Origin of the sequence: Amycolatopsis pithecellobii, from assembly GCF_009707865.1 — a bacterium.
Lineage (GTDB): Bacteria > Actinomycetota > Actinomycetes > Mycobacteriales > Pseudonocardiaceae > Amycolatopsis_E > Amycolatopsis_E pithecellobii.
Window position 1 is genome coordinate 1 of record NZ_WMBA01000119.1, and the last position, 8,029, is coordinate 8,029.

Sequence of the window (8,029 nt, forward strand, 5' to 3'; positions counted from 1 at the left end):
GCAGTGCCGGCGCCCCGCCCCCGCTTCCGATCGCGGAGGCGGGGCGCCGGCACTGCTGCTGATCAGCACACTCGGGCAGGAGGTGCCCACCGGAACCGCGCTGTCTCTGCGCTCGGCGATCCCGCATGTGCGATGCTCATCCACGCCGGGCAAGGCTCTGGTCAGGCCATCGAGGACGCCTTCGCGCTCGCGGTTCGCCTGGAGGGCGCGAAGTCCGCCGATATCCCCGCTCGCCTGCGCGAATACGAGCGGCTCCGGCTCCCCAGAGCGACGCGGGTGCAGCTCGTCTCCCGCCGGAACGCGCAGTTCCTTCACCGCGCCTTCCCCCTTGCCGAGGACGAGCAGCGACCCACCGAGCTGTTCGACGCGAGCTGGGTCTGCCGAATACGACGTCGAACACGAGGCCGAGAAAGCGATGACCGCATCCGGTGGGTAGCGCGTTCAGGCGGCCCGATAGCGGGAGGCGAGTTCGGGGCTTTGTCCGCCGAAGGCGGCGAGGTCGGCCTGGAAGACGGCGTCGAGGAGACCGGCCTCTTCGACGCCGGGGGCGCAGACGACTTCGCCGAGTTCGAGGCCGCGCAACCCGGCTGTGACGACGTCTTCGGCGCTCATGCGGGGCACCACAGTCATGTCGAGGCCCTGACGTTGGTGGAATTCGGTGGCGACGACGCCGGGGCAGAGGACCTCGACCCGGACGCCGGTGCCCTCGAGTTCAGCGCTGAGCGTCTGAGACATGGCGACGAGGTGCGCCAGGGTGCCGGCGTAGACGGCGCGGCGGGGCATGACGGACTTGTCGGCGGGGCCGCTGAAAGCGATCATCCCGGCCACGTTGACGATCTGTCCCGCACCGCGTTCCCGCATGCCGGCGACGGCGGCGCGGGTGAGCATGGTGGGGGCGACGACCTTGACGTGGACGAGTTCCCTGGCTTTGCCCGCGGGCAGCTCGGCCAACGGCATGTAGTGGGCGACGCCCGCGTTGTTGACGAGCATGGTCAGCGGCTCGGCGGCGCAGATTTCGGCGACGGTGTCGATCCCGGTGTCGGTGGAGAGGTCGGCGGTGACGGGACGGACCGTGACGCCCGGGTGGCCGGTGGCGAACTCCTCCAGCCGGTCGGTGTTACGGCCGACGACGATCAGGTCGTAGCCGTCCGCGGCGAGGCGTTCGGCGAATGCCTCGCCGATGCCGGACGTGGCGCCGGTGATCAGGGCGAGCTTGCTCATCAGTGTTGTTCCTTTCGGTCGGGCAGGTATTCGAGGCGGTGCAACAGCTGCGCGAGTCCGCGCGCCCCGGCCAGGCCACGTTCGGTGACAGCGGTGGAGTCGATTCCGGCCCCGCGCATGGCCTGGTCGAACAACTCCATGTCCAGCGCTTCCACACCGGCGAGGTGTTCGACGTTGTCGGGCCGCACCATGGTGTTCAGCAGCGACAGTGCCGCGCTGGCGGCACTGCCCAGCTTCAGGACCTCCACCAGCCGGCCGAGGTCCAGCTTGAGTTCGGCGGCCAGCTCGACGATCTCCCCGATCGCGGCCTGGTTCATCATCAGCAGCGCGTTGTTGAACAGCTTCGCCGTCTGTCCTGCGCCGGCCTGACCGAGGTACACCACGTGACGGGAAAACGACCGGAACACCGGCGCACAGCGCTCGGCCACCGACCGCGCACCGCCGACCATCGTGGTCAGGCGGCGCTCCCGCGCGGCCGGACGGCCACCGCTCACCGGCGCGTCCAGTACCTCGGCGTCGCCCGTCGCACACAGTGCGGCCAGCCGCACGGCGTTGCCGGGCAGGCCGGTGCCGTGGTTGACGACGACCGTGCCGGGACGCAGCCCTTCGAGCAGGCGCCCGGCCAACCGCAGGACGTCGTCATCGGTAGGGACGCACAGGCAGACGATGTCGCAGGCGGCGGCGAGCTCACCGACCGTGGCGTGCCGCTGGTGCGGGACCTCGCCGAGGCCGTCGAGGGAGCCGGCGCGCCGGGCCCAGGCGTGCAGCGGGAACCCCACGCCGGCGATCGCGGTGGCCATGGGCAGGCCCTGGTCGCCCAATCCGATGAACCCCACAGCGGGTCGTGCTGCTGTCATGCCTTCACGATGGGCCAGGACCACGTGCTCAGGCAGTAGCCCCGTTTTCCTGGGAATGGCAGTACCAAGACAGCCGAGCGCCGCACCGGTCACACTGAACGGCATGGCGACCACCGAACTCGGCGCTGCGCTGCACCACTGGCGCGATCACGTCTCGCCGCAGACCGTCGGCCTGCCCGAGGGTGGACGCAGGCGCGCCGCGGGCCTGCGCCGCGAGGAACTGTCCCAGCTGGCCGGCATCTCCGCCGACTACCTCACCCGGCTCGAACAGGGACGCGCCACCAACCCCTCACCCCAGGTCGTCGAGGCCCTGGCCCGAGCACTGCGGCTCACCCAGGAGGAACGTGCCCACCTGTTCCGGCTGGCCGGCCTCGTGCCGCCCGGCCCCGGCATGGTTCCGAGGCACCTCACCCCCGGGGTGCACCGGATGCTGGACCGGCTGACCGGGACGCCGGTCGCCGTCTTCGACGCCGCCTGGACCCAAGTGCTCGCGAACGCCCTCTACACGGCGCTCATGGGGGAATGGCACGGCAACGACCTCAACGCGGTCTGGCGCAACTTCCTCAACCCCCACAGCCGCATCCGCCACACGCCCGAATCCAGGGGCGCACTCCAGGCGGCACACGTCGCCGACCTGCGTCGCACCGCCGGCCACTATCCCGACGACCCGGACCTGCACTCCCTCATCACCGAACTCCGCCGGCGCAGCACCCACTTCGACGAGCTGTGGGAATCCGGCACCGTCGGCACGCACCGAGCCGGCCGCAAAACCATCGACCACCCCCAGGTCGGCGCCCTGACCCTGGACTGCGACATCCTCACCGTCGCCGGCCGCGACCTGCGCATCATGGTCTACACGGCCGAACCGGGCAGCGAAGACGCCGACCGCCTGGCCCTGCTGGACGTGGTGGGCACCCAGTCCCTCGTCGGATGACCCCGGGCGATCAAGCGGTGGTGGCTTCTGCCTCGGCGCCGGTCACCGGGCCGGGCGAAGCGAGGAAACGCTCCGCGACGCGGCCGGCGCTGACTTGCGCCCACTTGGTGGTGGTCGCGACGCCCAGAATGGCGACCAGCGCTCCGCAGCCGGCCAGCACCCACCAGCCGATGTGGCTTGCCGTAAGGAACTCGCCGGGTGCCTTTCCCGCGACGATCGAGCCGAGTATCGCCACGCCGAGGCTGTTGCCGAACTGGCGCCCGGTCGTGGCGACCGCGGCCGAAACGCCGGCCTCGGCACGCGGCATACCTGCCACGGCCGTGTTCGTGATCGGGGTGTTGACCAGCCCGAATCCGGTGCCGAAAAGCACGTAGGAAGCCAGGAGTAGCGGCAGGGGCGTGCCGGGGGCGACGAAAGTCAGGACCACCGCCGCGGTCGCGATCAGCGCGCCGGCGGCGACCAGCGGCCCCCGCGCGCCACGCGTGGCTGTGATCCGGCCGGAGACCGCGGAGGCGATCGCGGCGGCGCCCGCCATCGGCACCGTGAGCAGCCCGGCCCGCAGGGCGCTGTAGCCGCGGACATCCTGTAGATACAGGGTGTTCAGGAACAGAAAGCCCGACATGGTCACGAACGCGGCCACCGCGATGACGGTCGCCCCCGCGAACGGAACGGACCGGAAGAACCGGGGATCGATCAGGGGCTGGTCCCGGCGGCGTTCGTACCGGACAAGGACAGCGGCGGCGAGGGTGCCGGCGGTGAACAGCAGGATGATCGGGATGCTGCCGAATCCGGCGTGGGCGCCCTCGATGATCGCGTAGACCACCGACACCAGAAACGCGATGACCAGAACCTGCCCGACCGGGTCCGGCCGGCGCGCGACGAGCGCCTTCGACTCGGGCACGAACAGTGCCGTCAGCGCGATGGCGGCCACCCCGATCGGCAGGTTGATCCAGAACACCGATCGCCATCCCGCCGAAGCGACCAGGAGCCCGCCGACAACCGGCCCGAGCGCCAGGGACAGCCCGATGGTGCCGCCCCACAGCCCGATCGCGCGAGCACGCTCGCGTGGATCGACGAACGTGTTGGTCAGGATCGACAAGGCGACCGGGTTGAGCATGCTGGCCCCGAGCCCCTGCAGGACCCGGAAGCCGACTAGCCAGCCCAGTCCCGGTGCCAGCGAACAAGCCAGCGAACCCAGGGTGAACAAGGCGAGCCCGGTCTGGAACACGCGGCGCCGTCCGAGGCGGTCACCGGCGGAGCCTGCGAACACGAGAAAGCCGGCGACCGCCAGGGTGTACCCGTCGACCGTCCACTGTAGACCGCTGACGGAGGCGTTCAGGTCGTGCTGGATGGCGGGAAGCGCGATGTTGAGGGCGGTGGTATCGAGGCCCGCGATCAGCAGGCTCAGGCAGCACACGCCCAGTACGAGTGACCTGCGCCGGTCAGCGAAGTCCATCTTTCATCCCTTCTGATTGCCCGCGAGGACACTGCATTCCGGCCGAGGTGGGGTGTGCCGGCACGCGGGTCCGGCACACCCCCATATCTGTCTCGGTCAGCCGGCTTGCAGCTCGCTGCTGACGAACTTGCCCAGAGCTTCGAGAGTGAGCCCGAGCTCTTCGACGTGGGGCAGATGACCGGCGTTGGGGATGAGCTGGAAGCTGCCCCGCGGGAAGAGCCCGGCGTAGGTCCGGCCGTAGTCCGCCGGGACGACGCCGTCGTGCTCGCCCCAGCCGACCAGCACCGGCACCTGGACCCGGTGCAGGCGGTGGCTCAGCTTGGGGTCGTGCATGTAGGGGTCGCCCGCATACACCGCCAGTACCTCCTGGTTGGCCGCCATCGCCGCACGCTGCTCGTCACTCATCTGCGCGGGGTCGGGCGTGAATTCCGGCTTGTGCCAAGCCAGCCGGAGGAATTCGCCGGGTCCGACCTTCGATGCCTCGGCGATCTCGTCCGGGTGGCCGGGCTGGATGCCGACGGCGTTGAACAGCGCCAGGCCGCCGATGCGCTGGTGGTTGTCCCGCACCGCCATCTCGGAGGCGATCCACCCGCCGATCGAGTTGCCGATGACCAGGACGCGGCTCAGGTTGAGGACGTCCAGCATGTCCAGATAAGCCGTCGCGAGATCGGCGATGTTGTCCATCCATTCCGGTTTGGGCGTGCCACCGAAACCGGGGTGGGTGGGGGTGATCACGTAGGCGTGCTCGGAAAGCGCGCCGGCGAAACCGGCGACGGAAAACGGTCCGGCACCACCGTGGAGCAGCAGTGCGGCGCTGCCCTCGGAGGCGGCGGCGTCGCCCTTCTCGTCGATGGAGATGGTCAGGCCATCGCTCAGTTCGATGGTCCTGGAAGCGCCAGTGGGGGCAGTCATGATGAAGATCTCCTCCTCGTTCAGGTGGTTCACTCGTGAAAGTGAACTCTCATGAAGGAGAGTAGCGACCCCGCGACTGTTATGCAAGAGTACTCTCATGAAGAGAGTTAGCTCGCTTTTGAGGCGACGGTGAAGACGGAGGTCCCGATGTCACAGAGCAGGGCGACCGGACGCGTCAACCAGAAACGGCGCACTCGCGAGGCGATCCTGCGTGCGGCTGCCGAACTGGTCCGGTCCGGCCGGACGATCAGCATGCCCGAGGTCGCCCGTGCGGCCGCCGTCTCCGAGGCGACCGCCTACCGGCACTTTCCCGACCTGGCGGGACTTCTGCGGGAAACCATCACCGGCACGCTCTTCACCCCGGCGGAAGCACTCGAAGCAGTCGCCGGTTCCCGTGATCCGGTGGAACGCATCGCCGTGGCCACCGAATATCTGCTGCGCCATGCCCTGGCCCATCAGAGCGCGATCCGCGCGGTCATCGCGGCGACCATCACCGGATCCGCGCCCGGGGCCAGGCCGGACCTGCGACTGGCCCTCATCGACCAAGCGCTCGCCCCGCTGGCCGAAGACCTCGGCCATAGCGGCTCCGGTGAACTCGACCGGCTCAAGCGCGAGCTCGCCTTCGCCGTCGGCAGCGAGGGGCTTTTCTTCCTCATCGACCACTGCGGCCTGACCCCGGACGAGGCGATCGCCACGGTGGTCCACGCGACGACCACGCTCACCCGCGTCGCGCAGGCACATGCCACGAGCCTGCCCCGGCAGGAACGCCGCGACATGTACCTGTGTCCGCCGACTCTGCCGAAGAAGAGCAGCTAGGCGTTACCGGCTCGTCGCGCGGCTCGCGAGATCGCCAGGCTCGCCGTGCGCACGGCCAGGCGAGCCCCCACCGGTGCGCCACCCTCGTCGGGGCCGACCAGTGACACCGCTCCGAGTAGCTCGCTGCGCCGGTTCAGGATCGGGGCGGCCACGGTGGACATCGTGGGCTCGCCCCCGTCGAGGGGATTGGGCCCCGTCACCGCGTAGACGCCCTCGGCGCGGACCGCGGCCATCAGCCGGCGAAGCAGCGCCGCCTCGGTGCTCGCGGCCAGAATCTCGTCACGGATCCGTTGCGGCGCATAGGCCAGCAGCGCGATGCCGATACCGGTCCGATCCAAGGGCAACCGGCCGCCCACGCGGTACTTGACGGCAGCCGCGCCCCGGGCTGACAGCCGTTCGACGAGGACCGCTTCGTGACCCTCGCGGACGGCGAGACAGATGTGCTGCCCGGTGACCCGGTGCAGATCCTCCAGGAACGGCAGGGCCGCGGCACGCAGCCCGTGCCCGCGCGGGGCCAGCGAGGCGATCTCGAGCAGATGCAGACCGACGACGAAGTCACCGGTCTCCAGGCGCTCCAGCGCACCCAGGCCCACGAGCTGGGTGGCGATACGAGAGGTGGTGCTCTTCGGCAGCGCCGCGCGTGCGGCGATTTTGTGCAGGGGAAGGCTTTCGCCCGACTCGGCGAAGGCCCCCAGCACCCGGAACGCGCGCTCCAGGATCGGTTCCCCCTGCGCGGGCCTTCCCGAGCGTCGGCTTGGCGTTCCGGTCATTGGAACCACGGGTGTCTGCCGATGGTCACCTCAAGAATCCTAGCCCGGTGATTCCGAACAACGCGACGTTGCGTACGCCGGTTGTGGTGGCCGGCGGCGGACCGGCGGGGCTCGCGGCGGCAGCCGAACTCGCCCACCATGGCATCGGCTCGATCGTGCTGGAGCCCCGCGCCGAGGTGAGTCACACCCGGCCGCGGGCGAAGACGACGAGCCCCCGAACGATGGAGCTGTTCCGGCGCTGGGGCGTCGCCGATTCGGTACGCCGCGCGGCACCGCTGTCCCCGGAATGGAACCAGCGCATCGTCTTCTGCAGCACCATGGCCGGCGAGGTGATCACCGAGTTCACCGGCGTCTTCGGGTTGAAAGCCGCCGAGCACGGGCTCACGGCCGAGGCGGGGCAGCAGGTCGGGCAGCCGGTGGTCGAGGAGGTGCTGCGGGCCCACCTCGGCGCCGGGAGCCTGGCCGATCTGCGCTTCGGCGACCGGCTGGCCGGCTTCGTCGAAGGCGCGGACGCCGTGACCTGCGAGGTCGAGCGTGCCGACGGGTCGACGTACTCGATCAGCGCGGGCTACCTGCTCGGCTGCGACGGCGGCCGCAGCACCGTGCGCGACGGTATCGGTGCAACGCTGCACGGCGGCTCCGCGCCGATGGCGAATCTCAACGCCGTGTTCCGCTCCACGAAGTTGCGTCCGTCGATGGGCGAGGCCCTGCACTACTGGGTCGTGGGGGCCGAGGTGCCCGGCGCCATTGGCCCGCTGGACCACGATGGCACCTGGTGGGCGAGCTTCGCCGGTGCCGGCGACGAGCACGACGACCAGCTGGCCGTGCGGCTGATCGCCGACCTCACCGGACAGGGCATCGCGGAGCTGGACATCGAGCTGCTCTCGACCGACCCGTGGACGCCGAGGATGCAACTGGCCGACAAGTTCGGTACGGAGCGGGTCTTCCTGGTCGGCGAGAGCGCCCACATCAACCCTCCGTTCGGTGGCCACGGTTTCAACACGTGTGTCGGCGACGCGGTCAACATCGGCTGGAAGATCGCGGCGGTGCTGCACGGGTGGGC

General features: G+C 70.0%; 9 protein-coding genes. 3 read left to right on the forward strand and 6 right to left on the reverse strand.

Annotation, left to right across the window (positions count from 1 at the left end):
* The 3 genes from GKO32_RS38595 to GKO32_RS37375 form a co-directional block, all read right to left on the reverse strand.
* Positions 1 to 315: hypothetical protein (locus GKO32_RS38595; protein WP_208024664.1), on the reverse strand; the 315-nt coding region annotated here is incomplete at its 3' end.
* Positions 316 to 441: 126 nt separating this feature from the next.
* The gene (locus tag GKO32_RS37370) at positions 442 to 1,221 is read right to left on the reverse strand and encodes an SDR family NAD(P)-dependent oxidoreductase (protein ID WP_154761638.1); all 780 of its coding nucleotides are present in this window, start codon (positions 1,219 to 1,221) and stop codon (positions 442 to 444) included.
* A complete protein-coding gene (locus GKO32_RS37375) occupies positions 1,221 to 2,078 on the reverse strand; it encodes an NAD(P)-dependent oxidoreductase (RefSeq protein WP_154761639.1) in 858 nt (285 codons plus the stop codon). Before GKO32_RS37375 ends, GKO32_RS37370 begins: the two co-directional genes overlap by 1 nt.
* 103 nt (positions 2,079 to 2,181) lie before the next feature.
* Here GKO32_RS37375 and GKO32_RS37380 point away from each other — a divergent pair, with 103 nt between their 5' ends.
* Positions 2,182 to 3,012, forward strand: a complete 831-nt coding sequence (locus GKO32_RS37380) for a helix-turn-helix transcriptional regulator (protein WP_154761640.1) — start codon at positions 2,182 to 2,184, stop codon at positions 3,010 to 3,012.
* A 10-nt stretch (positions 3,013 to 3,022) separates the two neighbouring features.
* Here the strand turns inward: GKO32_RS37380 and GKO32_RS37385 are convergent, their stop codons facing one another.
* Positions 3,023 to 4,468 (reverse strand): MFS transporter, encoded by a 1,446-nt coding sequence (locus tag GKO32_RS37385; RefSeq protein WP_154761641.1) that lies wholly within the window; start codon positions 4,466 to 4,468, stop codon positions 3,023 to 3,025.
* A gap of 96 nt (positions 4,469 to 4,564) precedes the next feature.
* A complete protein-coding gene (locus GKO32_RS37390; RefSeq protein ID WP_154761642.1) occupies positions 4,565 to 5,380 on the reverse strand; it encodes an alpha/beta fold hydrolase in 816 nt (271 codons plus the stop codon).
* Between the two features lie 147 nt (positions 5,381 to 5,527).
* Between GKO32_RS37390 and GKO32_RS37395 the strand changes: the two genes are divergently transcribed.
* Complete coding sequence (locus GKO32_RS37395) at positions 5,528 to 6,196, forward strand: TetR/AcrR family transcriptional regulator (RefSeq protein ID WP_154761643.1); 669 nt, start codon at positions 5,528 to 5,530, stop codon at positions 6,194 to 6,196.
* On the opposite strand, the gene GKO32_RS37400 is transcribed toward GKO32_RS37395, so the two are convergent.
* Positions 6,193 to 6,966, reverse strand: coding sequence for an IclR family transcriptional regulator (locus tag GKO32_RS37400; protein WP_154761644.1), 774 nt, complete (start codon positions 6,964 to 6,966; stop codon positions 6,193 to 6,195). The two genes, GKO32_RS37395 and GKO32_RS37400, sit on opposite strands and share 4 nt — an antisense overlap.
* Before the next feature lie 47 nt (positions 6,967 to 7,013).
* Between GKO32_RS37400 and GKO32_RS37405 the strand changes: the two genes are divergently transcribed.
* On the forward strand, positions 7,014 to 8,029 hold a 1,016-nt coding region (locus GKO32_RS37405; protein WP_208024665.1), incomplete at its 3' end, for an FAD-dependent monooxygenase.

What these genes read in the sequence shown, in the direction of transcription:
- GKO32_RS37370 (WP_154761638.1), bottom strand. Translation starts at nt 1,221, where the DNA reads ATGAGCAAGCTCGCCCTGATCACCGGCGCCACGTCCGGCATCGGCGAG.
- GKO32_RS37390 (WP_154761642.1), bottom strand. Translation starts at nt 5,380, where the DNA reads ATGACTGCCCCCACTGGCGCTTCCAGGACCATCGAACTGAGCGATGGC.
- GKO32_RS37375 (WP_154761639.1), bottom strand. Translation starts at nt 2,078, where the DNA reads ATGACAGCAGCACGACCCGCTGTGGGGTTCATCGGATTGGGCGACCAG.
- GKO32_RS37395 (WP_154761643.1), top strand. Translation starts at nt 5,528, where the DNA reads ATGTCACAGAGCAGGGCGACCGGACGCGTCAACCAGAAACGGCGCACT.
- GKO32_RS37380 (WP_154761640.1), top strand. Translation starts at nt 2,182, where the DNA reads ATGGCGACCACCGAACTCGGCGCTGCGCTGCACCACTGGCGCGATCAC.
- GKO32_RS37400 (WP_154761644.1), bottom strand. Translation starts at nt 6,966, where the DNA reads ATGACCGGAACGCCAAGCCGACGCTCGGGAAGGCCCGCGCAGGGGGAA.
- GKO32_RS37385 (WP_154761641.1), bottom strand. Translation starts at nt 4,468, where the DNA reads ATGGACTTCGCTGACCGGCGCAGGTCACTCGTACTGGGCGTGTGCTGC.